Below are 24,375 nucleotides of genomic sequence, written 5' to 3'. Positions count from 1 at the left end.
TCTGTTCCTCAGACAAAAGGACACGAAAAAAGGCTGCCCGCAGATGCGGACAGCCTTTTTCAGTATCGTCGCGTCGGACGGGCAGCGGGGCTAGCCCACCAGGGGACGCTTCATGTCGGCCTTGGGCACGCCCAGGCGCACGATGAGGTCCACTTCGCAGGGCTTGCAGGCCTGGCAGACTTCCAGGTCGCCGCGCAGGGACATGTACAGGTAGGCGTCGGTGGCATCCCAGCCGGTAGCGGCAGCCACCAGGCCCTGCATCTGCACGCTGGCGTGGCGCAGGGCTTCTTCATAGCCGGCGGCGCTGGCCATGGTGTACCAGGTGTCGGCGGTCTCCAGCACGGGCCATTCCAGCGGGCAATTCTTGATGACGCTCACGCGGGCGATGACGGTACCGTTGATCTCCAGACCGGTGCCGCACAGTTCGCTGTCACCCATGACGGCATGCATGTCGCCCATCTGTACCAGACCACCTTCCACGCGCACGGGGAAGTAGGCGGTGTTGCCCTTGACCATCAGCTTGCAGTCCAGGTTGCCGCCGTGGCTGCCGGGGTAGCCGCAAGGCACGCTCTTGCCCTTTTCGGGGGCCACGCCGATGACGCCGATCATGGGATTGATGGGGAAGGTCACGTCATTGAAGACGGCCTTGCCGTTCTCGATGGGGATGCGCTTGGTGCGGGTCTCGCACTTGTCCCAGAGGGGGCCGATCTTGGGCAGGGTGGTGGTGGTACCGATGGTGTCGCACTGCACGTCCAGCAGTTCCACCTTGATGACGTCGCCGGGCTGGGCGTCGCGCACGAACAGCGGGCCGGTGGCGGGGTTCATCTTGCTGTAGTCGCAGCTGGTCACCAGCTGGCTTTCGGAATGCATCTGGTTGCTGAAGCAGTCCTGGGTGCGGAAGATGACGATCTCGCCGGAATCGATGGTGCCGGTGGGTTCGTTGTCGGCACTGAAGGTATAAACGACCTTGTCAAAGTACTGCATGATTCAACTCCTGCAATGAAGGTTACACCATATCGCTCTTGCGGAAGGCTTCGGGGACGACCTTGTAGCCCTTGCTCTTGACGTAGCCGATGACCAGGCCGATGGCCAGCCAGCTAAAGCCCACGATCTGGGTCATGCTGTCGAAGGAGAGCCACACATAACCGAGGATGAGCACGCCGCAGAAGGGGCAGATCACATAGTTGAGCAGGGCCTTGCCGCCGCGCATCTTTTCACGACGCCAGAAGAAATTGTACACGGCGAGGTTCAGCAGGATGAAGGAGGTCAGGGCGCCGAAGTTCACCAGGCGGGCCAGGTCTTCCACGGTGGAGAGCTCGGCCACCAGGATGGAGAAGATACCCACGGCGATGGTGGCGATGTAGGGGGTCTGGAAGCGGGGATGCACCTTGCGGAACAGGCCGGAGACGCCGGGCAGCACGTTGTCGCGGGACATGCCGTACAGCACGCGGGAGGTGGCGGCCTGGGCGTTCATGGTATTGGCGATGCCCACGGCCAGGATGTTGACCACCAGCAGGACCTTGCGGAACCAGTCACCGGCGGCGAGCTCGGCAGCGTCGAAGAAGGCCGTGTCGGGGTTCATCTTGCTCATGTCGGGTTGGATGATGGTGGCCACATAGGTCTGGAGCATGAACAGGAAACCGATGCAGAGCAGGGCGGCCATGGTGGCGCGGCCGATGGTCACTTCGGGGCGGTGGGTCTCTTCGGCCAGGGTGGAGATGCCGTCAAAGCCCAGGAAGGAGAGACAGGCGATGGTACAGGCCAGGCCGATGAACTGCAGGTTCATCTCGCCGGGGCGATACAGGGGATCCATGACCAGCTGGCCGGTGCCGCCGCCTTCACCAAGGACGTAGTTGAGGCCGAAGCCGATGAACAGAGCCAGGACCACGGCTTCCACATAGAACATGATCCAGTCGGCACGAGCGGTATAGGTGATGCCGCGGACGTTGATGAGGGTATTGATGCCCACGAACACGATGACCCACATCCAGCGGGGGGTGGCCGGGAAGAGTTCCACACACCAGTTGGCGGTCATCAGATAGAGCAGGGCGGGCACGAACACATAGTCCAGCAGGATGAGCCAGCCGGCGATGAAGCCCACATGGTGGTTCAGGCCGCGCTGCACATAGGCGTAGACAGAGCCCGCGATGGGGAAGCGGTTACTCATCTTCATGTAGCTCAGGGCCGTGAAGAACATGGCGCAGATGCCCACAAAGTAGACAAAGGGCGCCATCATATGGCTGTCTTTGGAAATGTAGCCATAGATGGACATGGGGGCGATGACCACCATGAACAGCATACCGTAAACAAATACGTCCTTGAAGCTGAGTTCGCGCTTCAGCTCCTGGCCGTAGCCAAAATTGTCCGTGGAACCTGTGTTCGACATAAAGCAACCTCAAAAAAATTTTTACCGGGCAGACGAACCGGTATGTGCGTTTTAGCCCCTTTTTTCATAAAGTCAAAGCCTAATTGCCCGATATGCGCAAAACATGTACCGCCATGTCCGGGACTCCGCCGGGCAGGAACGTATACCACCTGACATGAGCGGAGAAAAATTTTTTTGAAAAAAAAGCTTGCATACGGCAGGCCTTCGGTGTAATGTCCTCTCTTGCAACGGGATGTGGCTCAGTTTGGCTAGAGCGCAGCGTTCGGGACGCTGAGGCCGCGCGTTCAAATCGCGCCATCCCGACCATAAAAAAACAGACGGGTTCCAGTGAAGCTGGAGCCCGTTTTTTTTATGCTGCAAGCGGTATGTGTCCCTTGCCTTGTACTGCCTGTGCCCGTGAGGGGGGAAGGAGAGTCCGCCTCTCAGCCCAAAGGGGGCCAATTTTTTTGAACTGTCGCAATCGGTGGGACCAGGTCGCTGGGTAGTTCGTGTTCCAGGGGCTCACGAGCATTTCCACAGGCTGATTCTGTTCCCGGCTTTTGCGGTAACATCCGGCAGCTAGCCTGCGTCGTCAGACGGTGTTCCTATGGTGGCATAAAGTGTGGGGAAAGGGGCCTGGTCCGTCATGTGGTCCCATCGAAAGCGGGACGGCCGATAAGAGCGGCTGCATAAAAATTGATTTTTTTACGCAAAAATGTTTGACAGGGCAGGGCGATTGCTATACATAGCTTTTCACGACGCGCTCGTAGCTCAGCTGGATAGAGCAACAGGCTACGAACCTGTAGGCCAGGAGTTCGAATCTCTTCGGGCGCACCACAACAAAAATAAGCGGTTAGCTGTAACAGGCTGACCGCTTTTTTTGTTGTCTTCTGCATTTTTGGGGCCCCGCGTGAGGACTTTTCAAGAGCTACTTGGCTGACACGCGTGCGCCCCGTCAGCAGCATGCAACAGGAATGATGGCAAACAAGGCTGTGGGAGGACTGCAGACGACAGGAGCTGGTCCGCCTGGCAGAGGGAATGTCTTCGCGTCAGCCCGAGTCCCGTGTGCTTTGTTTGAGCCTTCCATTATTGGCTAAAAACAAGCTGGATCAGCAAACAGAAAGGGCGTGGGGATGTCTAAATGACATCCCCACGCCCTTTCTCTGTTTGGAGCAATCTCTAGCCACCGTCCCTACGTCGAAAAGGTGCCGAGTATAGGGGGGCAGGGTAAATGAGAATGACTGTATGGCGTCATCCAGTCGGCTATATGTCGGCTATATGTAGGCCAGGCGCGGGCTTATGGTGGTCCAGCGTCAAAAAAAGGCCGCGAAAAAAGACTTGAGAACAGAAGTCCATTTCACAGGCGCTTTCGCACGACAAATGAGAACAAAACAGCCCTGCCATGTGTCGTTTTTGACACAAAAGCAGGGCTGTTTTGTTGTTTCTTCTGGCTATGCCACGCTGCTATTTTGCGCAGGCTGATCTGGAGAGACAGAGAGTCGATTTTTACGCTCCTCCAGTCTAGCGACCATTGCTTTAAGTTCTCCGTTTTCTCGTAAAAGCTCTTCTTTTTCTCGATGAAGCTGGCGATTCTCGGCCAATAACTCTTTGCGCTCTTCCCAAAAACGGCGTTTTTCCTCTTCGAATAAGCGCCGCTCATTGCTCAAGAGATCCTGCTCTCTTTTTTGCTCTGAAAGAAGTACCGTATCCGGTCTTTCTTGGTACGCATTTGAGGTTTTAGCTAATTGTCCTGCAGCTTGAAGCTCTTCTATTGGCACACGGAATAAAATGGAAGCTTTTGCAAACCATTTCACTGGAATTCTTTGTCTTTTTTTTACAGACGATAGAGCCTGCTTGGAGTAGCCCAACTTTTCAGCAAGTTCAAAGTCGTAGGATACCCCTGCTAGCTTTTTCATATAGTCTAATGCGGCTTGCGTACTTGCATGTTCCATTTGCTCAAACCTGCAAACAAACCTGCAAATCATCATTGCTAGATTTGTTAATTATACCGCATAGTTACAAAAATAGCAAAAGAAAGGAACCTGCAAGTAAATAAATGAGGTTTTCCTTGTTGACTAGTCCTCTTTTGCGTACTAAAAAGAACTTGCGGACGGTTGAAGTTTCAACAGTAAGCAAACCGACTTTATCCGGCCCGTCCCATTAAATCAACGTCCAGGCACGAGCGGCGTTTGGACAGGAGCAGGCCATGAAGCAGCTATCCTTACTTGACGACGTAGTCCGGCTTTCCGGCGTAATGGCGGCCATCAAGACCGCCATGCGTGATGCCGCCGGAGCGCCGGAAGGCGAAGGACGTAAGATGCTTGCCGATCGCCTGAATGAAATAGCACAGCGGGCGGGAATCAAGCTGACGGGCGGCAATACCCTGTCCATCAGTAAAGCCACACTGGACAAATGGCTGGCTCCCTCCGACACGTCGCACCCTCCATCCATCTTGGCCTTGCTGGCCTTCTGTCGAGCCACCGGCAACGTGGAACCATTCCGCGTTGCGGCGCGTGCGTTGGGACTGGATTTGATGACGGAAGAAGACAGGAAGCTCCGAGACTATGGAGCTGCGGTTCTGGAGATGAAGGCGGCGCGTCAACGCAAGCGCAAGCTGGAGGAAGACTTATGACCCGCGAAGAATGCGGACGCCAGCGCTATGAAGTTCGCTATGTAATCCGGGCGATTCTGGATGCACGCGGTCTAAGTATGGCGGAACTGGGAAGGCGTATCGGCGTCACCGCAGAAGCAGTCTCCGCCACAGTGTTGGGTAAGCGGCATAGTCCGCGAGTATTGGAGGCCCTGCGCCGGGAAGGTGTGCCGGAAGAATGTTTATTTGACCCGCGCAAGACGCGCGACAAGGCCGCATAAGGCGACGCGAAGGAAAAAGGCAATGGCACTCAAGGAGGCATATACATCTCAAGCTCTCGCCCCCTTATTGGGACTTACTCGACAAGGGGTAGATGCTCAGGCCAAGTCTGGCGGTTGGCAATTCCGCCCGCGCAAGGGACGCGGCGGCGGGAAGGAGTGGCTTGTTTCCTCCATGCCGGAAGCGACACAGCAGGCCATTCGGACGGCGGAGGAACGCCGGGCGATAGAGGAAGAGGCCGCCAACAGTGCAGCCCTTCCCGCCGTTACCGCATCACAGCTTACTTTTCCTACGGCCCGACAGGCCATCTTTGACGACAAGCGCCGTTACAAGGCGTTGGCAAAGGCCGATCTTCTGGGGCTTTATCTGGACTGGCAGGCAAAGCACGGCAGCACCATCAGACAGAAGCAAGCCTTCATTCTTGCCTATCAGGGCGGTGCATGGGGCAAACTCCTTGCGGAACTCGGCCCGCGCGTAAGCTGGAAAAGCCTGGAACGCTGGAAGCTGGAACAGAAAGAATCCGGCGGCGTCCTGGCTCTGGCCGACAAGCGCGGCCTTGCCCATCGGGGCAAGAGTATGCTCACGGAACGGCACCAGACCATCATCCTGGGACAAATACTGGACGGAGACCGTCAAATCAGCACCTGCGCCCGCATCATACAAGAACGGTGCAAGGCGGAAAATCTGGCCGTTCCCTCGGACGATACCATCCGGCGCTGGATAGCCAACTACTCCAAGACGTGTTTCAGCGACTGGACGTTGTGGCGCAACGGGGAAAAGGCGTGGAACGATCGATGCGCCATATCCATTCTTCGAGACTGGTCGCTGGTAGGCGTGGGCGACGTGGTGATCGCTGACGGCCATACACTCAACTTTGAGACGACAGACCCGGATACGGGCAAGCCTAAGCGCATGACGCTGCTCCTGTTTTTCGACGGCGGAAGCCGTTACCCGCTGGGCTGGGAAGTGATGGCGACGGAAAATGTGGCCTGTATTTCCAGCGCGTTCCGCCGGGCCTGCATCCGTCTGGGGAAATTTCCCCGCGTTGTTTACCTTGACAACGGCAAGGCGTTCAGGGCGCGGTTTTTCGACGGCTGCAAGGACTTTGAGCAGGCCGGATTCCTCGGCCTGTACCGTGACCTTGGCTGCGAAGTCATCCATGCCTGGCCCTACCACGGCCAGAGCAAGCCCGTGGAACGGTTCTTCGGAACCATGCACGAGCTGGAAGAGCTTACGCCGTCCTATACGGGATGGGACATAGCCCACAAGCCCGCGCGGCTGCACCGGAATGAAAAGCTGCACCGCCGCCTGCATGAAAAGCTGGGCCGCCGCCCGCTCACGCTGGAAGAAACGTATGAGTGGCTGGCGTACTGGTTTGAACTGTACGCTTCCCGCCCGCAGGCCACCACCCATTTACGCGGCAGGACGCCCGGAGAGGTGTTCGAGGAAGGTCGGGGGCCGGGCGTGGACATGGAGCGCCTCACGCTGCTGATGCTGCAAAAGGAAGTCCGCACCATCAGTAAGGACGGCATACGGCTGGACGGCCGCCTGTTCTGGCATGAAGCCCTGTTCAACCGCCGTCATCCGGTACTGGTTCGCTATGACTGGCAGCTCTCGCCGTACACGGTGCTTGTGTACGATCTGGAAGGCCACAGACTTTGTGAAGCCCGCGACCGTTACCATTACGGGATTGCCGCCGGTATCCATCCCGCCGCCCGCGCTTTGGGAACGGCGGAACAGCAGCAAGACCTTTCGGACGCCCTGGAACTCAAGAAGCGACAGGAATGCGCGGCCAAGGCCGGAATACGGCAGATGACGGAAACGGTCATTCTCCCGGAAGCCCGGCAGCGGCAGATCACAAGCTTCCATAAGGCCATCCCCGCCACCGAACCCATCAGAAAGTCTCCGGCGCTTTCCGCCACGGAGAAGGCTGCCATCGAAGCCGCCAAGGCCGCCGGTGCTCAGGCCCGCGCGGAACTGGACGCTCCTACCTACGAACCTTCCATTTTCAAGCGGTTCCCGGACGAACCGGCCAGGTACGACTACCTGTTCACGGCCCTTCACGAGCGGGGCGCGGAACTGGTTCCGGAAGACGCGGCGTTCATGGAATATTTCGAGAACACCCCGCAATTCCAGCGCAATTTCAAGCCGCTCTATGACGGCAAGCTGGAGCTGCTGCACAGACAAAGCAATATCGCAACGGCATAGGGAGGCTATATGCGAGACGTGATCATTCCCACAGACGCGACGGCGCGGTTCAACACGGCGGTGGATGCCGTGGTGGACGCGGGCCGGGGAACCAGCGGATTCATCCTTGCCCACGGACAAGCCGGGCGCGGCAAGAGCGTGGCGGCTGACCAGTACCATTACCAGCGCGGGGGCGCATACGTCCGGGTCTGGGAAGGCTGGACACAGGCGGCGTTCCTCCAGCGCGTGCTTTTTGAAGTGCGCGGCAAGAACGGAGATTTGCCCCGCATGAGCGCGGACCGCTGCAAGCAGGCAATCGTGGAACTTCTGGAGCGCGACCGTAAGCCCATTTTCGTGGACGAAGCCGACCGGCTGGCCATCGGGCGCATTGAAGACTTGCGTGACATTCTGGAGATGACGGGCGCGCCCATCATCCTGATAGGCGAGGAAGGTATTTTCGGGCTTTTGTCCGAACGCCGCCGTGTATGGAGCCGTGTAGCCCATGAAGTGGAGTTCGGGCCTATCAGCGCTGCGGAAGTGGCCATGTACGCCATGAAGGCGGCGGCACTGGACATACCGCCGGAACTGTGTGGACGCATAGCGGAACGGGCGGAAGGCGACTTCAGACTGGTGCGCAACATGATGCTTCTACTCGAAAAGGCGGCGAAGGCGGCGGAAAACTTCACGGTGGACGGGCCGATGCTGGACACCGTTATTTCCGCGCGATCCTGGCGGCGCAAGTAGGAGGTGCCATGAAGGAGCTGACTAACGAGAGCATCCGGTACGCGCTGCGGAATTTTGGAAAGGGTGGGGAAGAGATCAGTCACGCCATGCTGTTTGAAGCCTTCGGCCTTACGGAAGAGGGAGACAAGGCCCGTCTCCGTAACCGCATCAACGATATGGCCCGCATGGGCGAGGTCGTCAAAGTCCGCCCCGGAGTCTACACCTACAACTTCGGATACCGTCCCCGCGAAAACCGCAGCCTGCCAGCTATCTGGCGCTTTGTCCGCAAGGCCAAGCCGGGCTGGTGCCTCAAGGAATGCGCTCTCATGGTGCGGGTGGATTACACGCGGGTGCTGCGTTACGCGGCCTGGCTCGAAGAACAGGGATACATCCAGCGCATTGGCCGCAATGGGAAAAATGCGGTCACTTATCGTGGGACGAGCAAGGCGGACATGACCCCAGAGACGCCTTATCCCCCGTACAAGGAAACAGACCCTTTCCAAAAGGAGCGCGCGGCGGCAGCCACCATCGCGCGGCTTCTGCTCTGCGCGGATCCGTACGCAAAGAAAACGGCGCAGAGCATCACGGAAGCCTGCAAGGTACTGCTGGCGCGGTTCGACAAGAACCGCACGGAAAATGAGAACGAAGAAACGGAGGAATGATTCATGCTGAAAGAAAACCTTTTGTCCATTCTGGCCGCTCTTGGAAAAGTACAGGTAAACGCAAAGGATGAGGAACAGTCCGCCCTGGTGCGCGGCTGCCGCGACAATCTGAGGGCCGCCGCTGAACAGGCGGAGGCGCTGGAAAACAACCTGCATGTGGTGAGTGTGGACTGGACCACGGAAGAAGCGGAAATCGCCGTGCCCGCCATGAATCTGCGGCTGGTCGCACGGGGCATCAAGGTATCGGGAGAGTTCCCGGCGAGGGCTATCCGGGAGGTGATGTAATGGCGCGCATCAAGCCAGACCCGTACATGGTGCTTGACCTGGCGCAATGCGAGGGGGCGCTGGCGGAAATGGCGTCTATTGATCGGAAGCTTTCCGCCAGCGAGAACGAGATGCGGGAAGTCGTCGACGGAGCAAAAGCCAGGGCCAGTCAGCTTGCCGGGCCGTTGCAGGCGCGGCGCAAGGAACTGTCGGACGCGGTGACGGTGTACGGCAAGCTCAACCGGCAGGCGTTGTTCCCCAAAAGCAAGAGCCTTGACCTGGGCTTCGGGGTGATCGGCTTCCGGGCCAGCACGAAGATCGTCCAGGTGCGGGGCGTGACGGCGGAAATGACGCTGGAGCGAATGCACCAGTACCACCTTGCGGACGGTATCCGCCTCAAGGAAGAAATCAACAAGGAAGCCGCGCTGGGCTGGCCGGACGAGCGGCTGGAGCTGGTGGGACTGAAACGGCAGCAGGCGGACACGTTCTTTATCGAGATCAACAAAGAAAAGGTGCCAGAAACCGTCTAGGAGGCAGTTATGGGCCAGGACCTGTTCAAGAAATGCGAGCTGGAGTGCTTGGCGGAAAAGTATGCCCGACAGGTGATAATCAAGCCGTACTACAGGCCGGAAAATATGCCGGACCTGGAGCTCAACAAGGACTGGGCTGCGGCCCGTCAGGACCAGCGGGACAAGACCAGCCGCTGCATCCGGGACATGGCGCGGGTGTTGCTCATCAAGGCCGGATACAGCCGGAAGATCGTGTACCGGAACATTCCGTAACCACAGGAGGAAGTATGACAAAGCAGGAACTTATCAAGGCCGTGACGCAGACCGTGCACACGATGGATCCCCAAAGGAACGTGACCGCCGTCATGGTGGAAGCCACGCTGGACGCCCTGGTCGATGTGACCGCAGCGGAGCTTTTGGGCGGCGGAGAGGTCACGCTGCCCCGGCTGGGCAAGTTCAAAAGCAAGGCGGTGGCGGCCCGCAAGGGCCGTAACCCGCGAACCGGCGAGATCCTGGAGATCCCCGCCGGGAAAAAGCTGGTGTTCATCACCTGCAAGGAACTGAAAGAGGCCATGAGGTCATAAAGCGAAACCGCCCGCCCACTTCCAAGGGCGGCGCGGTCGCCCGGCGGTGGTGCGCAGGGCCTGACGAGCAGCCATGAGCAAGAAACACTATCAGCGAGGCAATCCGGGATTGAACCCGGTGCGCAAGGAATTGGAAACTATCATCGGCATGGGATACCGCAGTCATCGTGTTTTTGAGGATTGGGTGGGGCTGATGTTCCACGCCTTCCAGCGTGACGACCCGCCGTATCTGGAGATCATGGGCGGCTACCGCAACACGGCCCCCAGGGGCCAGCGGGAAGCGGATCATTTTGCCACCGCCACGGCCTGCCTGCTGGAGTACATGCGGGCGACCAATGAGGAAGTCCTGGGACCGTTGTATGAGGAATACGCGGCCAACCACTATACGGGCCAGTATTTCACGCCGTCCGCTGTGGCACGGCTTATGGCCAGCATAACGCACATAGCGCCGCCGGAAACAGGCCGCTTCAAGGTGCTTGATCCGGCCTGCGGCGCGGGGGCTTGCCTGATAGCGGCGGCAAAGGAGCAAACGTTCGAGCAAAACGGGCGGGCCGTCTTTGTAGGGCAGGACATCGACCTGACGTGTGTGCGTATGACGGCCCTGAATCTCATGTTTTTCAATCTGGCCGGGATTGTGCTGTGGGGCAATCACCTTGCCCTGGAAGTACGCGGGGCATGGGAAACACGGAGGAGCCTGGTCTGGGGAGGAAGCATCCGGTCGGTGGACAAGGAAGAGGCGCGGGCATGGCTGGAAAGCCACTTTACCGGACCGGAAACGCCGCCAGCGCCGAAGAAGACAAGCGCCGTGCGTGTCAAAACTGACACAAAAACAGGGATAAAAATTGAGCAACTTTCGTTGTTCTGAAAGGAGAGCGCATGAAAAGACTATGGGGAAGAAACAGGAAATGCAGGCAATGCGGCGCAGATCCCGTGCTGCATGTCGGACTGCTCTGGCCTCTAGTGGGCCTGAGATGCCCAAACTGTGACTGCGCTAGGACACGAATGTTCACATCTATGGCGAAGGCCCGAACATATTGGAACCGCAGAAACAAGGGATGATGCGAAACGGCCCCACGCGGGGCCGTCGCCGGGGCGTGGCGGTTCCGGCCTGACGAGCAGCCAAGAGATAGTGCAATGACAGAGGTAGAGCCCAAGCTCCCACAAACAGTACGGGACGGCATAGTGTACGTTGGTGAGGGAATCTCATTTGAACGGGTTCGCCGGATCACTGGATACCTGGTCGGTACTTTGGATCGCTTCAACAATGCGAAGCGTGCGGAAGAAGCCGACCGCGTAAAGCACGGATAAAATTATGGAGACATTTTATACGATACCGTCATTCCCAGGCTACGGCATTAACCGGCGTGGAGAGGTAAAAAGCCCCACGGGCGTGATTTTGACCGTAACCGAGCGTGGGCAGGTGCGGATAAAAAAAGATGGTAAGGTGCGCTTGGAATATATCGGCAACTTACTGGCTGACGCTGGTCAGGCGGACGCTATGCTGGCCCGTGAAAAATATGAAATGGAGCTGCTGGGGCTGCGCAAGGCCGTAGCAAAAGCCGAGTTTGACCTGGGAGAAAAAGCCGAGCGCCTGCGTCTGGCCCGCAAGTTGAATGCTTTGCTATTGTCCAAGGTGCGCCGGGATAATCCGCACGCGGATATAACCGCATTGAGTGTCAGGGGGTAATTCATGGCACAGGACAACCGGAAATTCTGCGCATCCATCAGCGTGCGTAATGGTGAAGAGCGTACGAAAATGGAGCTTTCCCCGGCCCCACTACATGGAGGGCCAGAGGGATTTTACCGCGTTCGCCTGGCCCGGCGCTGGCTTGATACGGAAGATGGCGCGCCACGCTTTTTCGACAGAGACGGCCTTGCCCTTCTGGCGACGGATCTTGCCCTGTGCGGGCTGGAAACGCCTGCCCCGGCTCCTGATATCCCCTATCACGCTCGCGTGTCCGTGCGGCGCGCGGACGGCTTTTATGAAGGCACCTGGACGAACACAGCCCCTATTTTGGACTACACGGGACACTGGATGGTCAATGTCTCGCTGGGAGGGAAGCGGGTGTTCGTGCCCGTGGAAGAGGTTGTCGTACACAAGGAGCATCGCCGTGGATAACCGGAAAATGCGCCTTGGCCTGTATCGCAAGATTGAGATTGCCCGAAAGCAGCTTCCGCAAATGGATGAGGAAGCCTTCCGGGCTTTGCTGCGTAGTGAGTTCGGCGTGGAGAGCCGCAAGAACATGAACGTCCACCAGCTTTCCCGGCTGGTACAGCTTTTCGCGGAACAGCACGGCGTTACCTATGCCGCGCCCGCCAGAAGCCGCAACAGACGTGTGACGCCGCTCAGTCGCCCGGACTGGATCGAGATCACGGATGACATGCCTTTTGCCGCCGAAAAGCGGCAGATTCTGGCGATATGGCGGAAGCTGGGCTACTCCATGACCAGCCTGGACACACGGGTCAAACGGGCGTTCGGATGTCCTTATTTCGTCTGGCTCAAGAACGGGGAGCAGATCTCCACGCTGCTGTCCGACTTGCAGCGCAGGGAAAGGGTGTCCGAGCGCAGACGGCTGAACCATGACGGCCAGTGAACTGAAAGACGCGGTGCTCGCCCGTTATCGCAGCATATACGCTTTTTGTCGGGCACACCCGGAGTTGAAACGTGCCACAGTTTATCAAGTGCTTGCCGGTCGGTATCCGGGAAAATGGAGTGAGCAGGCGGCAAGAATCAGAGCGGCGCTTTCCGAAGCCGGGGAAAGCCCCCGCGTCCAGCAAGTGACGCCGGACGTGGTGGGAAAAGCGTTGCAGGAAATCCGTTGTTCCCATTGCCGTCGTCTCGACCGCAGGGAGTGCTTTTCCTGTCGGGAGCAGACGGAACGAGAGGGCAAAGAACTTTTTTCCAGGCTGTTTTAGGGGGTTGCTATGTCCAGGACACGCATACAGGAGATCGTGACGCTGACCCGTGAGGGCTGGCGTCCATACGATGCCGAGCCAGACCGCAGCGTTTACGAAAAGTTGGGGTGCTCGCATGTCTTGCGCGGCAATACCCGCAAACCATTTTGGTTCGTACGGGACGACGTGTTTTGCTGTATCGGCTGTGCGGATCATTGCACGCTGAAGCGCCCGGCAGGCTTCCCCCTTCCGTTGCCCATACGTTACCCGCGCGCGCCTTATGAACAGCCTTATAGCCTGACGCCGCAGGAAATGGTCAACAGACATGATATATTGAACGTCCGTCAGGCTGCGTACTGTCTGAACGTCTCGGAACGTACCATCTATAACTATATTGCCGAGGGCAAATTGATACGGCTTAAGGAAAATCCTGTCCGTGTCCGCTCCAAGGAAATCAAGGAGCTTCGCGGCAATTTTGACGAGTGAAAAAAGTTCGCATAGCGCGCGTCCTTTACAGGCGCATGGCGGCCCGTCATGGCATGGTGGTCATGACGGGCCGTTTTCGCATGGTCTGTCCTCCCTACCGTCCCGCCGGGATTTCCCCGGCGGGAAAGACGGAGAACCAGCGAAAGGAAACAACATGCTTTCTTCCATCGCCCGCAATCCTCGTAATCTGGCCGTCCTCTTTATCTGCTCCATCGCTGTCCTGGTCGGCTCGGTACTGCTCATTTCTCCCGTCCAGTTGCCCGTCATCCTGTACAAGCTGGCGTTGGTGCTGGTGTCCGGCGTGGTCGGGCTGATTTTCGACTATCTCTTTTTCCCTTACTCCGTTCCCTCTGGCTATCTGAGCAAGGACTGGCGTAATGATCCCGACGCCAACGGGGACGACGGCATCCCGGACTACACGATCTGTGATGGCTATATTCTCGCTTTTTGTGCGGCCCTGTTGCGTCGCGCCCTGATCGTCACCGCTTTTGTCATCGCCGTGGCGCTGGGGCTGTAAGCATGTGGACGCGCATCAAGACCGCTGTGGCCAGCCGTTGGCCGGGGGCAAAAGCTAACCTGCGCGCCTTGCCTCGGCGTCTGGCCACGCTCTTTTGGGAAAGTTTCTGGCTGGGCGTCAAACTTATGGCCATAGGTTTTCTGGTCGGCATGGGATTCTGGCTGGCGCTGGGCTTCCTGTGCGGTCTGGCCCACGCCGCTGACGTGACAATCCCCCGCGCGGCGCAGCAGTACCGGGCAACGCTTGTCCGGGCAGCCCACGCCACCTGGGGCCTAGACGCACCGGTGGCCGTCTTTGCGGCGCAGGTCCACACCGAAAGCTGGTGGCGCAACGATACCGTATCGCATGCGGGGGCGCAGGGGCTGGCGCAGGTCATGCCCGCCACGGCCCGCTGGCTGCCCTCCGTGGCACCGGAAACAGGCAAGCCCGCGCCGTTCAATCCCGGCTGGAGCCTGCGGGCGCTCTGTGTCTATGACAAATGGCTGTGGGACCGTGTGGCCGGTCATGACGACTTTGAACGCATGGCCTTTACCTTGTCCGCCTATAACGGCGGATTGGGCTGGGTGAACCGCGACCGCAAAAAAGCCCGCACCCTGGGCGTGGATGACCGGTGCTGGTTCGGGGCTGTGGAGAACGTGAATGCCGGACGCGGCAAAGCCGCTTTCCGGGAAAACCGCAACTATCCCCGCCTGATCCTGAAAGAGCGACAACACGCCTATATCAAGGCTGGCTGGGGGCCGGGCATAAAAAATGAGGTGCGGCTATGACCCGGACGTGGATACCTGTCCTTGTCGCCGCGCTGGCCTGCGTACTGCTGTTGTGGCGCCTGGATCGTGTGAGCGGCGAGCTTGAGGCGGAAAGGACGGCACACGGGGTAACAGCCGCCGAACGTAATCATTGGCGAACGGTGGCGGAAGCGTACCGCCTTGACGCGGAAGCCCAGGCGGAAAACGCCCGGCGGTGCCTTGCGCGGGAGACGAAAGCCGCACAAGACATGGCGGAACGTGAGGCCATCGTGCGGCAGGCAAAGCCCCGCGTCCGGAGCTCTGAAGAAACGGTGGTGGACCATGAAACGCGCCGTCGTGCCGTTGCTCGTCTCAATCGTCCTTTGTAGCGGCTGTGGCCGTCAGGCATCCGTCCCGTCCATTCTCAACTTGCCTGACTGCCCGGCCCCATCCGTACCCATCCTGCCGGAGCTGGACGCCGCGGAATCGCTGGACAGCCCTGAAAATGTAGCTTGCCTGCTGGCGCGGGACGACGCTCTCAGAGCCTATATTGGAGGCCTGGACGCCGCCCTGCGCTGTTATCAGGCGCGAGGAAATCATGGGAAATGAATTGAACGCCGCCCTCACGGCTGCATTGCCGCTGATAGAATCGCTGTTCGCGCTGGGGGTTCCCGGCATCCTCCTGTTCCTTGCCTCCATTCCCGCGATGGCCGTGGCACTGGTGTTTATTCTGGATTACCGGCATGGCAAGCGCATCGAGCGGGTGCTGGCGGCGTACCGGAAGGATACCCAGGAGGGCCTGCGCACCGTCAGTGAAAAGCATGAGGCCATCTTGCGGGAAGTAATCGAAAAGCACGAAGAGACAGCGGAATTTTACCGGAAGAACGTCACGCTGGTAAAAAATTACGAGCGTATGAACGACACGCTCCAAACGCTGGTTGTGAACAACACACGCGCAATGGAGCACCTATCCACCATCATAGAAGCGAGGAACAGATGAGTCGCCTGGAAGAAATGGGCCAGCGGGAGGAGCTTCGAACTCGACGCAAGATTATCGCTGCTGAAGTCCAGTCGCACAGGGACAGCCTGCTGTCGGCCCTGTCCATTATCCACCCGATTGACGAGCTTGAGGGAGAGTATATCGCCGCGTTGGGTATCAAGTTGAATGAGCGGCTGATGGAGCTGAAGGGGGTAGACAAACGGATCGGCATACTGAGTCGGGAACTCGGTGACTGATATGGGCTGGGAGCATGAACCCGGCACCGTATGGCGGGCACAGGAACTGTATTGCCTTGACCGGCTGTCCTTTGAGCGTGTGTCCGAAGCTACGGGCGTGGCCACGTCCACGCTGAAGCGCTGGGCGGACAAGTACCACTGGCGGGAACGCCGGGAGGAACTGGCGCAGGTGGAAAGTGAAATACGCTTCAACACCATCATGGGCCGCAAGGCCATCCTGCAACGATTGCTGGAAGCGGAGAACGGCAAGGAAGCCTCGCAAGTTGCCTTTGCCGTGGCCAGTCTGGAATCCCTGGCACTGAAACAGGCGGAGCTTGCGGCGGCTGGCAAGCTGTCTGCGTGCACGGGACCCGACGTACGGCCCCAGATCGCCACCCAGGCGGACGCCGTGGCCGCGCTGCGTGAAGCCGTGCGCAACAAGGTGGGCATGGCGCTATCCGACCCGGAAAGGATCAATGCCGCCACGGTGCAGGACGTGAAGCGCTGTCTGGAACTTTTGGGCGAGCTGGAAGCTCGTTTGCCCAAGGAAACGGAAGAGACACGGAACAAGGCGCTTTCGCCGGAGAACGCGCAGGCCATCCGGGAGATCCTGGGGACCTCCTAAGTGGGAGACAGGCGTATGAAGGATGTGTTTTTGCCGTACCAAAAAAAGTGGCTGGCGGACAAGGCTTCGGTCAAGGTGGTGGAAAAATCCCGCCGCATCGGCCTCACCTGGGCGCAAGCGCATGACGATACGCTGCTTGCGGCCACGTCCGGGCGCTACGGCATGGACGTGTTGTATATCTCGTTCAATCAGGACATGACGCGGGAGTATATCGAGGCCTGCGCCGACTGGGCGAAGCGTCTCCAGCTGGTGGCCGGCAAGGTCAACGAGGACGTGTTCAAGGACGGGGATGAGCGGGAGATCAAGGCCTTTCGTATCGACTTTGCGAGCGGGCGCAAGATACTTGCCCTGTCGAACCGGCCTTCCAACCTGCGCGGCAAGCAGGGGCGCGTCATCATAGATGAAGCTGCCTTCGTGGAAGACCTGCCGGAGCTCTTGAAGGCGGCGCTGGCCCTGCTGATGTGGGGCGGGCAGGTCATCATCATTTCCACGCACAACGGTGCGGACAATGCCTTCAATCAGCTTGTGCAGGACGTACGCGCCGGGACCCTGCCCTACAGTCTGCACCGTATCACGCTGGACGATGCCCTGCACGACGGTCTGTATCGCCGGATTTGCCAGGTGACGGAAAAGCCCTGGACCCAGGAGGGGGAAGACGCCTGGCGAGCGGAGCTTATCAAGACCTATGGGGACGGAGCGGACGAAGAACTGTTCTGTATTCCCAGACAGTCTTCCGGGGCCTACCTGACCACGTCCATGATCGAAGCCTGCATGGAGGATGTACCGGTGCTGACCTGGACGCCTCCGGCGGAGGACTTCGTGGACTGGCCGCTGCCTGTGGCGGAACGCTACACCAGGGGGTGGATAACGGAACAATTGGAGCCGCTGCTGGCCACGCTGCCCCAAGATATGGCGCATTTCTGCGGCGTGGACTTCGGACGCAGCGGCGACCTTTCCGTTTTCTGGCCCGCCACGGAAGAACGTGATCTGCGCCTGGTGCCGCCTTGCATCCTTGAGCTGCGCAACTGCCCGCACCGTACCCAGCAGCAAATCCTGTTCGCCATCCTGGACGCCTTGCCACGCTTTGCCGGTGTCTCCCTGGACGCACGGGGAAACGGCAGCGCCCTGGCTGAAGCCGCACGGCAGCAGTACGGGCCGGAACAGGTCCGGGAGGTCATGATCTCCGAAGCCTGGTACAGGGAGACCATGCCGTTGCTCAAGGCTGGCATCGAGGACAAGACGCTGCTGTTGCCCAGGGATGCGGGCATCCTTTCGGATTTTCGCAGCCTGCGCGTGGTCAAGGGGGTGGCCCGCGTGCCGGAACAGCGCGTCAAGGACAAGACCGGAGGCAGGCATGGCGACTCCGTCATTGCCTGCGCCATGATGCTGGACGCGCGCAAGGAACTAGGGAGTGCGGAGCCGTGGGACTATGTGGGCATTCCCATGAGCGGCTTTGACTTCAAGGGCTGGTAAAACTTTCGCACAGCCCGCGCCCTTTCCGTGCGTGCCCTTCGTTTTTCTGCCATTGTGGTGGAAAAACGGAGGGCTTTTTTCATGGTGGACGGACTTTTTATGCCGGACGGCAACTTTGTGCCGTTCAACGCGACGGAACTTTCCACGGAGCTGGCCACGCGGCAGAACGCGGGCGTGTTTTTCGGTGAACTGGAAGGCTGGCTTTCCACCTTGCCTGATCCGGATCCGGTGCTGCGCAAGCGCGGGGATGACGCGGAAGTGTTGCGGGAGCTTTCCGCCGATGATCAGGTGACCACGGCCATGCTTTCCCGCAAGAACCGCGTGCTGAACTGTAGGCACTTTTCCTTCCGGGCCGGAGCGCAGGAAGGCGAAACGCCCACGCAAGAGGCGGAAGAGCTGTACCGGCGCTTCATGCTGGACCTGGAGCGGACAAACCTGCGCACGATCATAACCTGGATGCTGGACGCGCCGTACTACGGCTTCACGCCTCTGGAGCTTGTCTGGCGTTTTGACGGGGACTGGTGGCACATTGTGGACATCGTGCCGAAGCCCTACCACTGGTTTCGGTTCGACAGCCGGAACAATCCTGTTTTCGTGGGGGAATACGGCGCGTTTTGTGCGGACCCGCGCCCTTTGCCCGCGGGCAAGTTCGTTTTCGTGACGCATCACGCCACCTACGACAATCCCTACGGCTTGCGGCTGCTTTCCCGCTGCCTGTGGCCGGTGAGCTTCAAACGCGGGGGCCTGACGTTCTATGCGCGCTTTGTGGAGCGGCACGGGATGCCCTGGGTGGTGGGGGAAGCCCCGGCACAGGCCAGGGAACCGGAAAAGCGGGAAATGGCGCGCGGGCTTTCGCGCATGGTGCAGGACGCCGTGGCCGTCATCCCGCATGGGGCGAACGTGAAGCTGGAAAGCGCCGGGCAGACGCAGGGAGCCATACACGAGGACTTTCTGGCGCGGCAGGACCGGGCCATCAGCAAGGTGCTCATGGGGCAGACGCTCACCATTGAAACAGACGGCAAGAACTCTCTTGCGGCCACGGAAGCCCACAAGGACGTTGCCGATGACCTGGCGGATGCCGACAAGGCCATGGTCACGGACGCCTGGAACGAGATCGCCTGGCTGTATGCCCAGGTCAACGCAGGGCCGGGCGTCATGGCCCCGCTGGCGGAATACGACGAACCCGAAGACCTGAACGTTCAGGCGGACCTGGGGAAGAAGATCAAGGAAATGGGCGCGACGTTCACGCGGGAATACTTCACCGGGCGCTTCGGCCTCAAGCCGGAAGAGTTCACGCTTGACGGCGAAACCGGGGAGCCTGCGGGCGCGAACTTCGCGGCCCCGGCGGCGAAGAAGGCGACCACGGCAGAGAAAGCCCAGACGAACCTTGACGCGGCCATTGTGAAGATGCTGCCCGGAGCGCTCAAGTCCAGCGCTGAATTTGTCACCAGACTTGAGAACGAGATACGGGCCGCGCGAAGCTATGAAGAACTTGAGGAAGCGCTGGGCGTCCTGCTGACGCCCACCATGGCCCCGGATGCCCTGGAGAGCTTTCTGGCCCGCGCCATGACGGCGGCGGCTGGCCTGGGCATGACGGCGGTTCGGGCGGAGGAAGAAGAGGATGGCTAAGAAGAAGCCGGACTTTGACCTGCCCAAGCCGGAAATCCTGGCTGAGCCTGTGCACCCAGACGCGGCCATAGAGTTCTGGAAATGGCGGGCAAAGCTGACGGATGAGGAAGCCAAGGCCCTGGGGGAAGAAGCCAAGCACCGGGCGTTTTATGTGACGGGACTGGCCAAGCACGACCTGGTGCAGCTGGTGAGCGACGGGCTGGAAGAAGCCCTGAAAAACGGGGAGACGCTGCCGGAGTTCAAGCAGCGGATCATGGAGGCCATACAGACGCAGGGCTGGCACGACCACCGGGTGGAAAACATCTTTCGTACCAACCTGCAAACGGCCTACGCCGCCGGGCGCTACAAGAAAATGCAGGCGGTGAAGGCTTCGCGTCCTTACTGGCAATACCTGGCGGTCATGGACAAGCGGGTGCGGCCTTCGCACGCCATCTTGCACGAAAAGGTCTATCCGGCGGACCATGAGTTCTGGGCCTCCAACTATCCGCCCAACGGCTTCCGCTGCCGCTGCTGCGTGCGCACGCTTTCCGCGCGCCAGGTGGAAAAAGAGGGCCTTACCGTGGAAAAGGAGATGCCGCAGGCCGGAGTATGGACGGACCCGAAAACCAACATGGAGTATTTCGTCCATTTCCCCGGAGCGGACAAGGGCTTTCGCAACAATCCGGGCAAGGACTGGGTGGAATCCGGGCTGGACATGAAGAAGTGCCCGGAGGTGAGCAAGGAAAGCTATGAAGAACTGCGCGGCCCGGCATCCAAACGACCGGAACCGGTCAAAACGTATGCGGAGCTGGAAGCTGCCATTAAGTCAAGGCTGGGAGACTTTGCCACGAACAACGGCATCACTTCCGTGACCATCACACGCGGATCCTATTTTATGGCGACGTATTGTGATGGACGGTTCATGTTGAGCGAGAGAGACTTCCCTCTTGGCAACGGAAGGACGTTCAATCCGGCAAAGTGTTTGAAATCAGCATGGAACAAACTTGCGGAAGGGAAGCCGCTGACCTGGGAAGAAGAATATTCCTGTGAAAGCCTGTGGCATGAAATTACGCATAACAAGGAAAAGTACACCAGACTGGGGGATGTCGGACGGCGGTATATGGAAACCGTTACACAATGGACAGCCCGCCGCACATACCACCAGATGCTGGAGTCCCTTGGCGGCAAGGCTGAACACCAGACGGACATCAAAAAAAATGGCTTGGGATACGGACGCTGGATAAGGAACTTTGACCGCCTGCTGGAGGTCCTGAAGGTTGACGAAAATGTCCTTCTCCCGTTCATGCAGGACATGATAGCAAGTCGGAGATGGAATGAATATGACAAGGCTCTTGTGGACTTTTTGTCCAAAGAATCCGGCATGAAAAAAAGAGCCGTCAGGACGGCTCTTTCTCGAACAGATGAATGGGACTTTGAGGAAGTATTACGCAGGGCGACACTCATAGAGTAACATGGACGTTTCCAGTCGCCTTTCAAGGTTTTGGATGCTATTCAAATACCGTTGCGCGAGCGTTTCATCCCCTCGAAAGTAATAGAGGACGGCCAGCTTCGCGAAGTTACCGTCGGCATCCCGCTCACAAACGAGACGGTCTTCCGCAAGTTCCTCGGAATCCGGCAGATAGCCGAAATGAGCTTCAATTTCGGCAGGCGTAGCAACGTCGAAGAAGTTTTCCATGTTTTTCAGATAGCCCGCAGCCTGGCCCCTGTCAACAGCCCGCCGTCATTCTCCGTTATCGTGCGGAAAAGAGCCCCCGAAAACTCACCCTAAAATTGTTCGCATAGTTCGCGCCCTTTCCGGGCAAGGCCCCTGCTTTCCTGTCATAGTGACGGAAACAGGGGCTTTTTTCGTAAGGAGGCTTGGATGCGAAGGAATACCGAAAGCAAAAAAGGAACCAGACGGAATATCCGGGAAGGCATTCCCCCGGAGCTGCCGGACATTCTGGAAGAAACGGCGCGGGTGCTGAAAGACAACGGATGCAGCCAGACCCTAGTTCGCGCCGCCCTGCTTTCTCTTTGTGGGATTGAGATTCAGCAGCTGAACATGTCGGCTCTGTCTATCTGGTGAGGCCCATGGCTGGAAAATGGATCGAGATAGCGCGCACGGGCACGTTCACGGACAGCGCCGGGCGTCCCCAGACGTTTACGGAACGGGACCTTGCCGCCATCGCCAGCGCCTACGACCCGGCCCGGCGGGACGCGCCGCTGACGTTCGGGCATCCGGCAAGCGACAGCGCCCCGGCGTTCGGCTGGGCGGAGCAACTGAAAAGCGAAGGAGGCAAACTGTTTGCCCGGTTCCGGGACGTGCCGGAGAAGGTGCGGGAGCTGGTGGCGGGCGGACATTATCGCCACGTTTCCATGTCGCTCATGCCGGACCGGGTGAGCCTGCGGCATGTGGCGCTTCTGGGGGCGGCGCAGCCCGCCATCGACGGCCTCAAGGCGGTGGAGTTCAAGGACGGCGGCGACGCCATAACGGTGGATTTTGCCGCTGCGAGCGGCGAAGGAGACAGCATGAATATTGAAGAATTGCAGCGGCAGGTGGGCCAGCTCACGGCGCAGATCGAGACGCTGCGCGCGGAAAACGCGGAGCTGAAGAAGAAGGCGGAAAGCCACAAACAGGACAAGGAAAAAGCCGAAGCCGCCCGTGAGGACGCGGAAAAGAAGGCGGGCCAGGCCCATGCGGACTTTGCCGCCTACCGTGAAAAGGTGGAAGGCGAACGCAGGGAAGCGCGCGTGTCCGCGCTGGTGAAGGCCGGGAAGGTAAAGCCTGCCGAAAAGGCGGGCATCCTGGACTTTGCGGCCCGCTTGGCGGCGCAGGACGATACGGTGGACTTTGCCGCGCCCGACGGCACGACGGAAAAGGTCAGCCTGGAAGAACGCTATCTGCGCGAGCTTGAAGCCCGGCCCGTGGACGAACGGGGGACGAACTTTACCGCGCCTCCGGCCCATGCGGGTGGGGACGATCCGGCTTTTGACTACGACAAGATGGCGTCCAAACTTTAACCGCAGGAGCAGCCAGCATGAATGAAGGGCACCTGGGAAAATACAGTTTTGGTGGCGAGCGCGCCGCCACGGATAATCATCCCGCCGTTATCCATTACCTGCCGCTTGCCGAGGGCGTGGCGGCTCCCCTTGCCGTGGGCACACTGCTGAAAGCCGTGGACGTGTATGGCGCTACGGCCACGACCGGGGAAGAAAACACTGGCGTGACCGCCGCCAGCGTGGAACCTGCGACGTTCGCGGCCAAAGCCCGGAAGAAGGTGGGCGTGTATGCGTTCGCCTATGATTCGGCCTGGAAGCTGGACGGTCAGGAGGCCACACTTTTGGACTACGGCATTTCCCTGACGGGAGAGGCCGCAAGCGGCGATACCGTGACCGTGACGCTGACCGTGGAGGACGTGACGTATGAGCCGGCCCTTTCCACGGACGCGGAGGCGTGCGCCGTGGTGGATCTGCCCTGCGACCCCACGGGGGATAAGGCGGAAACGAGCGCGGCAGCCGTGGTGCACGGCACGGTCAAGACCCGCGTTCTCAAGACCGGTGACGGCCAGACCCCCACGGGCGGGCAGCTGGCCATGCTGGCACGGCACGGCGTGTTCGCCGTGTAGTCTAAAAAACGTCTAACACGAAGGAATCTCTATGCTTGCGCAATTGAAAGGACTGTTCACGCCGGAGGCCATCGCCGCTTCGCTGGAGTCGCTGCCGCCGCTGGAAACAACGGTCATGGACAATCTGTTCAAGGACCGTCCCACGCATCCCCTGCCGCTGATCGGCATTTCTGACCTGAAGGCCGCCGTGCAATCGGTGCCGGTGGTGCGTCGTGACGGCACGCCCATTTCCCTGCGCGGGGAAGGGGTGGATATGGAATTTGTGGCCCCGCTGCCCATCAAGGTGCAGATTCCGGTGACGGCCAGCGAGCTGAACGATTTGCGGGTGATCTTCGGCAACAAGGCGGCGCTGACGGCCTGGCGCACGCGCAAGGTGGACCAGATCCGCCAGACCGTGCGTAACACAGTGGAAGGGATGTGCTCCGTGGTGGCGTCCACGGGCAGGTTGGCCTGGCCTGTGGAGCTGGAGGGCGGCCGCCGCCATGTGTATGAGATCGACTACGGCCCTCTGCTGTCCTTTGAGCCTGAAGCCAAGTTGACGACGGCTTCCAGGCTGCCTGACGTGTACCGGCTTTTGCGTGGCATGGAGCTGGAAGTCAGGAAGGCGGGGCTCGGCGGCAGCGTGGAGTTCTGGGCCGGGCCGGACGTGGCTGCCGTGCTGCTGGGCATCGTTGAGCAGTATTCGTCCACTGCGGAGAACAGGCCGTACCACCTTTCCCTGGAAGAAGGGCGCGTGGCGGTGGGCGGCTACACCATCCGTTTCATGGACGAAACGTATCCGAACCCGGAAGACGACGGGGAATGGCTGCCCAAGCTGGACGCCAAGACGCTGCTTGCGGTGGCAAAGACTCAGCCCGGCAAGGTGTGGTACTGCGCCATTGACTCCATTTCGGCCAACAATGCGGCCACGCCGCTGCACATCGTGCCGGTGCCCCGTCAGGACGACAGCGGCATCATGCTGATCGGCCAGGCCAAACCGCTTCCGGCGCGTCCTTCGCGCGCCTCCTGCAAATCCGTGGTGGTCGATTAGAAGGCATAGCAA

General features: G+C 59.5%; 32 protein-coding genes, 2 tRNA genes and 2 other RNA genes. 32 read left to right on the top strand and 4 right to left on the bottom strand.

What is annotated here, in order from left to right; all coding sequences use genetic code 11:
• Nucleotides 1–90: 90 nt before the first annotated feature.
• Both ACQRAG_RS01955 and ACQRAG_RS01950 read right to left on the bottom strand, forming a co-directional pair.
• Entirely contained in the window at nucleotides 91–984 is an 894-nt protein-coding gene (locus tag ACQRAG_RS01955; protein WP_278338559.1) for an acetamidase/formamidase family protein, read from the bottom strand.
• A 22-nt stretch (nucleotides 985–1,006) separates the two neighbouring features.
• Entirely contained in the window at nucleotides 1,007–2,386 is a 1,380-nt protein-coding gene (locus tag ACQRAG_RS01950; protein ID WP_204626489.1) for an APC family permease, read from the bottom strand.
• A gap of 228 nt (nucleotides 2,387–2,614) precedes the next feature.
• On the opposite strand from ACQRAG_RS01950, the gene ACQRAG_RS01945 reads away from it, so the two are divergent.
• Both ACQRAG_RS01945 and ACQRAG_RS01940 read left to right on the top strand, forming a co-directional pair.
• Nucleotides 2,615–2,692, top strand: a tRNA-Pro gene (locus ACQRAG_RS01945).
• A gap of 433 nt (nucleotides 2,693–3,125) precedes the next feature.
• A tRNA-Arg gene (locus ACQRAG_RS01940) sits at nucleotides 3,126–3,202 on the top strand.
• Between the two features lie 614 nt (nucleotides 3,203–3,816).
• Here the strand turns inward: ACQRAG_RS01940 and ACQRAG_RS01935 are convergent.
• Nucleotides 3,817–4,317, bottom strand: coding sequence for a helix-turn-helix domain-containing protein (locus ACQRAG_RS01935; protein ID WP_418237254.1), 501 nt, complete (start codon nucleotides 4,315–4,317; stop codon nucleotides 3,817–3,819).
• A 254-nt stretch (nucleotides 4,318–4,571) separates the two neighbouring features.
• Here ACQRAG_RS01935 and ACQRAG_RS01930 point away from each other — a divergent pair, with 254 nt between their 5' ends.
• From ACQRAG_RS01930 to ACQRAG_RS01805, 26 genes are all read left to right on the top strand, one after another.
• On the top strand, nucleotides 4,572–4,997 hold the full coding sequence (locus ACQRAG_RS01930) for a hypothetical protein (protein ID WP_204625936.1): 426 nt from the start codon (nucleotides 4,572–4,574) through the stop codon (nucleotides 4,995–4,997).
• Nucleotides 4,994–5,236: a helix-turn-helix domain-containing protein gene (locus tag ACQRAG_RS01925; protein ID WP_072331489.1), complete on the top strand. Its 243-nt coding sequence runs from the start codon at nucleotides 4,994–4,996 to the stop codon at nucleotides 5,234–5,236. Before ACQRAG_RS01930 ends, ACQRAG_RS01925 begins: the two co-directional genes overlap by 4 nt.
• A 22-nt stretch (nucleotides 5,237–5,258) precedes the next feature.
• Nucleotides 5,259–7,442: a Mu transposase C-terminal domain-containing protein gene (locus tag ACQRAG_RS01920; RefSeq protein WP_427799210.1), complete on the top strand. Its 2,184-nt coding sequence runs from the start codon at nucleotides 5,259–5,261 to the stop codon at nucleotides 7,440–7,442.
• A 9-nt stretch (nucleotides 7,443–7,451) separates the two neighbouring features.
• Entirely contained in the window at nucleotides 7,452–8,165 is a 714-nt protein-coding gene (locus ACQRAG_RS01915) for an AAA family ATPase (RefSeq protein ID WP_204625938.1), read from the top strand.
• Nucleotides 8,166–8,173: 8 nt separating this feature from the next.
• Nucleotides 8,174–8,806 carry a hypothetical protein gene (locus tag ACQRAG_RS01910; protein ID WP_297231427.1) on the top strand — a complete coding sequence of 211 codons (633 nt, stop codon included), beginning with the start codon at nucleotides 8,174–8,176 and terminating at the stop codon, nucleotides 8,804–8,806.
• Between the two features lie 3 nt (nucleotides 8,807–8,809).
• Entirely contained in the window at nucleotides 8,810–9,091 is a 282-nt protein-coding gene (locus ACQRAG_RS01905; RefSeq protein ID WP_297231428.1) for a hypothetical protein, read from the top strand.
• Nucleotides 9,091–9,600, top strand: coding sequence for a host-nuclease inhibitor Gam family protein (locus ACQRAG_RS01900; RefSeq protein ID WP_427805279.1), 510 nt, complete (start codon nucleotides 9,091–9,093; stop codon nucleotides 9,598–9,600). The genes ACQRAG_RS01905 and ACQRAG_RS01900 overlap by 1 nt, the downstream gene beginning before the upstream one ends.
• Before the next feature lie 9 nt (nucleotides 9,601–9,609).
• Nucleotides 9,610–9,852 (top strand): hypothetical protein, encoded by a 243-nt coding sequence (locus tag ACQRAG_RS01895; protein WP_303868119.1) that lies wholly within the window; start codon nucleotides 9,610–9,612, stop codon nucleotides 9,850–9,852.
• A gap of 14 nt (nucleotides 9,853–9,866) precedes the next feature.
• A complete protein-coding gene (locus ACQRAG_RS01890; RefSeq protein WP_204625943.1) occupies nucleotides 9,867–10,163 on the top strand; it encodes an HU family DNA-binding protein in 297 nt (98 codons plus the stop codon).
• Nucleotides 10,163–10,240, top strand: an RNA gene (locus tag ACQRAG_RS01885) — hammerhead ribozyme type II. The genes ACQRAG_RS01890 and ACQRAG_RS01885 overlap by 1 nt, the downstream gene beginning before the upstream one ends.
• Nucleotides 10,237–11,028, top strand: a complete 792-nt coding sequence (locus ACQRAG_RS01880; RefSeq protein WP_427805278.1) for an N-6 DNA methylase — start codon at nucleotides 10,237–10,239, stop codon at nucleotides 11,026–11,028. The genes ACQRAG_RS01885 and ACQRAG_RS01880 overlap by 4 nt, the downstream gene beginning before the upstream one ends.
• A 193-nt stretch (nucleotides 11,029–11,221) precedes the next feature.
• An RNA gene (locus ACQRAG_RS01875) (hammerhead ribozyme type II) lies at nucleotides 11,222–11,288 on the top strand.
• A 9-nt stretch (nucleotides 11,289–11,297) separates the two neighbouring features.
• On the top strand, nucleotides 11,298–11,471 hold the full coding sequence (gene nrdD / locus ACQRAG_RS01870) for an anaerobic ribonucleoside-triphosphate reductase (RefSeq protein ID WP_427805277.1): 174 nt from the start codon (nucleotides 11,298–11,300) through the stop codon (nucleotides 11,469–11,471).
• A gap of 4 nt (nucleotides 11,472–11,475) precedes the next feature.
• Nucleotides 11,476–11,850, top strand: a complete 375-nt coding sequence (locus ACQRAG_RS01865) for a hypothetical protein (protein WP_204625946.1) — start codon at nucleotides 11,476–11,478, stop codon at nucleotides 11,848–11,850.
• A 3-nt stretch (nucleotides 11,851–11,853) separates the two neighbouring features.
• The gene (locus ACQRAG_RS01860; RefSeq protein WP_427805276.1) at nucleotides 11,854–12,282 is read left to right on the top strand and encodes a hypothetical protein; all 429 of its coding nucleotides are present in this window, start codon (nucleotides 11,854–11,856) and stop codon (nucleotides 12,280–12,282) included.
• A complete protein-coding gene (locus ACQRAG_RS01855; RefSeq protein ID WP_427805275.1) occupies nucleotides 12,275–12,757 on the top strand; it encodes a phage protein GemA/Gp16 family protein in 483 nt (160 codons plus the stop codon). Before ACQRAG_RS01860 ends, ACQRAG_RS01855 begins: the two co-directional genes overlap by 8 nt.
• Complete coding sequence (locus tag ACQRAG_RS01850) at nucleotides 12,744–13,079, top strand: hypothetical protein (RefSeq protein ID WP_204625948.1); 336 nt, start codon at nucleotides 12,744–12,746, stop codon at nucleotides 13,077–13,079. Before ACQRAG_RS01855 ends, ACQRAG_RS01850 begins: the two co-directional genes overlap by 14 nt.
• Nucleotides 13,080–13,115: 36 nt before the next feature.
• A complete protein-coding gene (locus ACQRAG_RS01845) occupies nucleotides 13,116–13,544 on the top strand; it encodes a helix-turn-helix domain-containing protein (protein ID WP_302513807.1) in 429 nt (142 codons plus the stop codon).
• Between the two features lie 154 nt (nucleotides 13,545–13,698).
• Nucleotides 13,699–14,061 (top strand): putative holin, encoded by a 363-nt coding sequence (locus ACQRAG_RS01840; RefSeq protein ID WP_204625950.1) that lies wholly within the window; start codon nucleotides 13,699–13,701, stop codon nucleotides 14,059–14,061.
• A gap of 2 nt (nucleotides 14,062–14,063) precedes the next feature.
• Nucleotides 14,064–14,828, top strand: a complete 765-nt coding sequence (locus tag ACQRAG_RS01835) for a transglycosylase SLT domain-containing protein (protein ID WP_427805274.1) — start codon at nucleotides 14,064–14,066, stop codon at nucleotides 14,826–14,828.
• A 556-nt stretch (nucleotides 14,829–15,384) separates the two neighbouring features.
• Entirely contained in the window at nucleotides 15,385–15,786 is a 402-nt protein-coding gene (locus tag ACQRAG_RS01830; protein WP_204625952.1) for a transcriptional regulator, read from the top strand.
• A complete protein-coding gene (locus tag ACQRAG_RS01825; protein ID WP_204625953.1) occupies nucleotides 15,783–16,022 on the top strand; it encodes a hypothetical protein in 240 nt (79 codons plus the stop codon). The genes ACQRAG_RS01830 and ACQRAG_RS01825 overlap by 4 nt, the downstream gene beginning before the upstream one ends.
• Nucleotide 16,023: 1 nt before the next feature.
• Nucleotides 16,024–16,626: a hypothetical protein gene (locus ACQRAG_RS01820; protein WP_204625954.1), complete on the top strand. Its 603-nt coding sequence runs from the start codon at nucleotides 16,024–16,026 to the stop codon at nucleotides 16,624–16,626.
• Between the two features lie 15 nt (nucleotides 16,627–16,641).
• A complete protein-coding gene (locus tag ACQRAG_RS01815; RefSeq protein ID WP_204625956.1) occupies nucleotides 16,642–18,099 on the top strand; it encodes a hypothetical protein in 1,458 nt (485 codons plus the stop codon).
• A gap of 81 nt (nucleotides 18,100–18,180) precedes the next feature.
• The gene (locus tag ACQRAG_RS01810) at nucleotides 18,181–19,728 is read left to right on the top strand and encodes a phage portal protein family protein (protein ID WP_427805273.1); all 1,548 of its coding nucleotides are present in this window, start codon (nucleotides 18,181–18,183) and stop codon (nucleotides 19,726–19,728) included.
• Nucleotides 19,721–21,178 carry a phage minor head protein gene (locus ACQRAG_RS01805; protein ID WP_427805271.1) on the top strand — a complete coding sequence of 486 codons (1,458 nt, stop codon included), beginning with the start codon at nucleotides 19,721–19,723 and terminating at the stop codon, nucleotides 21,176–21,178. Before ACQRAG_RS01810 ends, ACQRAG_RS01805 begins: the two co-directional genes overlap by 8 nt.
• Here ACQRAG_RS01805 and ACQRAG_RS01800 read toward each other — a convergent pair.
• Nucleotides 21,152–21,403, bottom strand: coding sequence for a hypothetical protein (locus tag ACQRAG_RS01800; protein WP_278337431.1), 252 nt, complete (start codon nucleotides 21,401–21,403; stop codon nucleotides 21,152–21,154). The genes ACQRAG_RS01805 and ACQRAG_RS01800 overlap by 27 nt on opposite strands.
• A 186-nt stretch (nucleotides 21,404–21,589) precedes the next feature.
• Here ACQRAG_RS01800 and ACQRAG_RS01795 point away from each other — a divergent pair, with 186 nt between their 5' ends.
• Genes ACQRAG_RS01795 through ACQRAG_RS01780 form a run of 4 tightly spaced genes read left to right on the top strand, consistent with a single transcriptional unit; the run spans nucleotide 21,590 to nucleotide 24,363 of the window.
• Nucleotides 21,590–21,793, top strand: a complete 204-nt coding sequence (locus ACQRAG_RS01795; RefSeq protein ID WP_412625904.1) for a hypothetical protein — start codon at nucleotides 21,590–21,592, stop codon at nucleotides 21,791–21,793.
• A gap of 5 nt (nucleotides 21,794–21,798) precedes the next feature.
• Nucleotides 21,799–22,728, top strand: a complete 930-nt coding sequence (locus tag ACQRAG_RS01790; protein WP_427805270.1) for a phage protease — start codon at nucleotides 21,799–21,801, stop codon at nucleotides 22,726–22,728.
• A 17-nt stretch (nucleotides 22,729–22,745) separates the two neighbouring features.
• Nucleotides 22,746–23,333 (top strand): hypothetical protein, encoded by a 588-nt coding sequence (locus ACQRAG_RS01785; protein WP_427805269.1) that lies wholly within the window; start codon nucleotides 22,746–22,748, stop codon nucleotides 23,331–23,333.
• 31 nt (nucleotides 23,334–23,364) lie between these two features.
• Nucleotides 23,365–24,363, top strand: a complete 999-nt coding sequence (locus ACQRAG_RS01780) for a major capsid protein (RefSeq protein ID WP_427805268.1) — start codon at nucleotides 23,365–23,367, stop codon at nucleotides 24,361–24,363.
• Nucleotides 24,364–24,375 lie beyond the last annotated feature (12 nt).

This window comes from Desulfovibrio sp. SGI.230, assembly GCF_050313065.1.
GTDB lineage: Bacteria > Desulfobacterota > Desulfovibrionia > Desulfovibrionales > Desulfovibrionaceae > Desulfovibrio.
Note: the sequence above shows the minus strand (reverse complement) of the source record. Positions and strands in the feature narration are given on the sequence as shown.

Excerpts from the sequence above, each read along its gene's own strand:
- ACQRAG_RS01785 (WP_427805269.1), top strand. The coding sequence starts at position 22,746 with ATGAATGAAGGGCACCTGGGAAAATACAGTTTTGGTGGCGAGCGCGCC.
- ACQRAG_RS01925 (WP_072331489.1), top strand. The coding sequence starts at position 4,994 with ATGACCCGCGAAGAATGCGGACGCCAGCGCTATGAAGTTCGCTATGTA.
- ACQRAG_RS01915 (WP_204625938.1), top strand. The coding sequence starts at position 7,452 with ATGCGAGACGTGATCATTCCCACAGACGCGACGGCGCGGTTCAACACG.
- ACQRAG_RS01950 (WP_204626489.1), bottom strand. The coding sequence starts at position 2,386 with ATGTCGAACACAGGTTCCACGGACAATTTTGGCTACGGCCAGGAGCTG.
- ACQRAG_RS01905 (WP_297231428.1), top strand. The coding sequence starts at position 8,810 with ATGCTGAAAGAAAACCTTTTGTCCATTCTGGCCGCTCTTGGAAAAGTA.
- ACQRAG_RS01860 (WP_427805276.1), top strand. The coding sequence starts at position 11,854 with ATGGCACAGGACAACCGGAAATTCTGCGCATCCATCAGCGTGCGTAAT.
- ACQRAG_RS01820 (WP_204625954.1), top strand. The coding sequence starts at position 16,024 with ATGGGCTGGGAGCATGAACCCGGCACCGTATGGCGGGCACAGGAACTG.
- ACQRAG_RS01880 (WP_427805278.1), top strand. The coding sequence starts at position 10,237 with ATGAGCAAGAAACACTATCAGCGAGGCAATCCGGGATTGAACCCGGTG.
- ACQRAG_RS01930 (WP_204625936.1), top strand. The coding sequence starts at position 4,572 with ATGAAGCAGCTATCCTTACTTGACGACGTAGTCCGGCTTTCCGGCGTA.
- ACQRAG_RS01955 (WP_278338559.1), bottom strand. The coding sequence starts at position 984 with ATGCAGTACTTTGACAAGGTCGTTTATACCTTCAGTGCCGACAACGAA.
- ACQRAG_RS01850 (WP_204625948.1), top strand. The coding sequence starts at position 12,744 with ATGACGGCCAGTGAACTGAAAGACGCGGTGCTCGCCCGTTATCGCAGC.
- ACQRAG_RS01830 (WP_204625952.1), top strand. The coding sequence starts at position 15,385 with ATGGGAAATGAATTGAACGCCGCCCTCACGGCTGCATTGCCGCTGATA.
- ACQRAG_RS01835 (WP_427805274.1), top strand. The coding sequence starts at position 14,064 with ATGTGGACGCGCATCAAGACCGCTGTGGCCAGCCGTTGGCCGGGGGCA.
- ACQRAG_RS01780 (WP_427805268.1), top strand. The coding sequence starts at position 23,365 with ATGCTTGCGCAATTGAAAGGACTGTTCACGCCGGAGGCCATCGCCGCT.
- ACQRAG_RS01935 (WP_418237254.1), bottom strand. The coding sequence starts at position 4,317 with ATGGAACATGCAAGTACGCAAGCCGCATTAGACTATATGAAAAAGCTA.
- ACQRAG_RS01895 (WP_303868119.1), top strand. The coding sequence starts at position 9,610 with ATGGGCCAGGACCTGTTCAAGAAATGCGAGCTGGAGTGCTTGGCGGAA.
- ACQRAG_RS01795 (WP_412625904.1), top strand. The coding sequence starts at position 21,590 with ATGCGAAGGAATACCGAAAGCAAAAAAGGAACCAGACGGAATATCCGG.
- ACQRAG_RS01815 (WP_204625956.1), top strand. The coding sequence starts at position 16,642 with ATGAAGGATGTGTTTTTGCCGTACCAAAAAAAGTGGCTGGCGGACAAG.
- ACQRAG_RS01920 (WP_427799210.1), top strand. The coding sequence starts at position 5,259 with ATGGCACTCAAGGAGGCATATACATCTCAAGCTCTCGCCCCCTTATTG.
- ACQRAG_RS01910 (WP_297231427.1), top strand. The coding sequence starts at position 8,174 with ATGAAGGAGCTGACTAACGAGAGCATCCGGTACGCGCTGCGGAATTTT.
- ACQRAG_RS01800 (WP_278337431.1), bottom strand. The coding sequence starts at position 21,403 with ATGGAAAACTTCTTCGACGTTGCTACGCCTGCCGAAATTGAAGCTCAT.
- ACQRAG_RS01900 (WP_427805279.1), top strand. The coding sequence starts at position 9,091 with ATGGCGCGCATCAAGCCAGACCCGTACATGGTGCTTGACCTGGCGCAA.
- ACQRAG_RS01810 (WP_427805273.1), top strand. The coding sequence starts at position 18,181 with ATGGTGGACGGACTTTTTATGCCGGACGGCAACTTTGTGCCGTTCAAC.
- ACQRAG_RS01840 (WP_204625950.1), top strand. The coding sequence starts at position 13,699 with ATGCTTTCTTCCATCGCCCGCAATCCTCGTAATCTGGCCGTCCTCTTT.
- ACQRAG_RS01790 (WP_427805270.1), top strand. The coding sequence starts at position 21,799 with ATGGCTGGAAAATGGATCGAGATAGCGCGCACGGGCACGTTCACGGAC.
- ACQRAG_RS01805 (WP_427805271.1), top strand. The coding sequence starts at position 19,721 with ATGGCTAAGAAGAAGCCGGACTTTGACCTGCCCAAGCCGGAAATCCTG.
- ACQRAG_RS01890 (WP_204625943.1), top strand. The coding sequence starts at position 9,867 with ATGACAAAGCAGGAACTTATCAAGGCCGTGACGCAGACCGTGCACACG.
- ACQRAG_RS01865 (WP_204625946.1), top strand. The coding sequence starts at position 11,476 with ATGGAGACATTTTATACGATACCGTCATTCCCAGGCTACGGCATTAAC.
- ACQRAG_RS01825 (WP_204625953.1), top strand. The coding sequence starts at position 15,783 with ATGAGTCGCCTGGAAGAAATGGGCCAGCGGGAGGAGCTTCGAACTCGA.
- nrdD (WP_427805277.1), top strand. The coding sequence starts at position 11,298 with ATGACAGAGGTAGAGCCCAAGCTCCCACAAACAGTACGGGACGGCATA.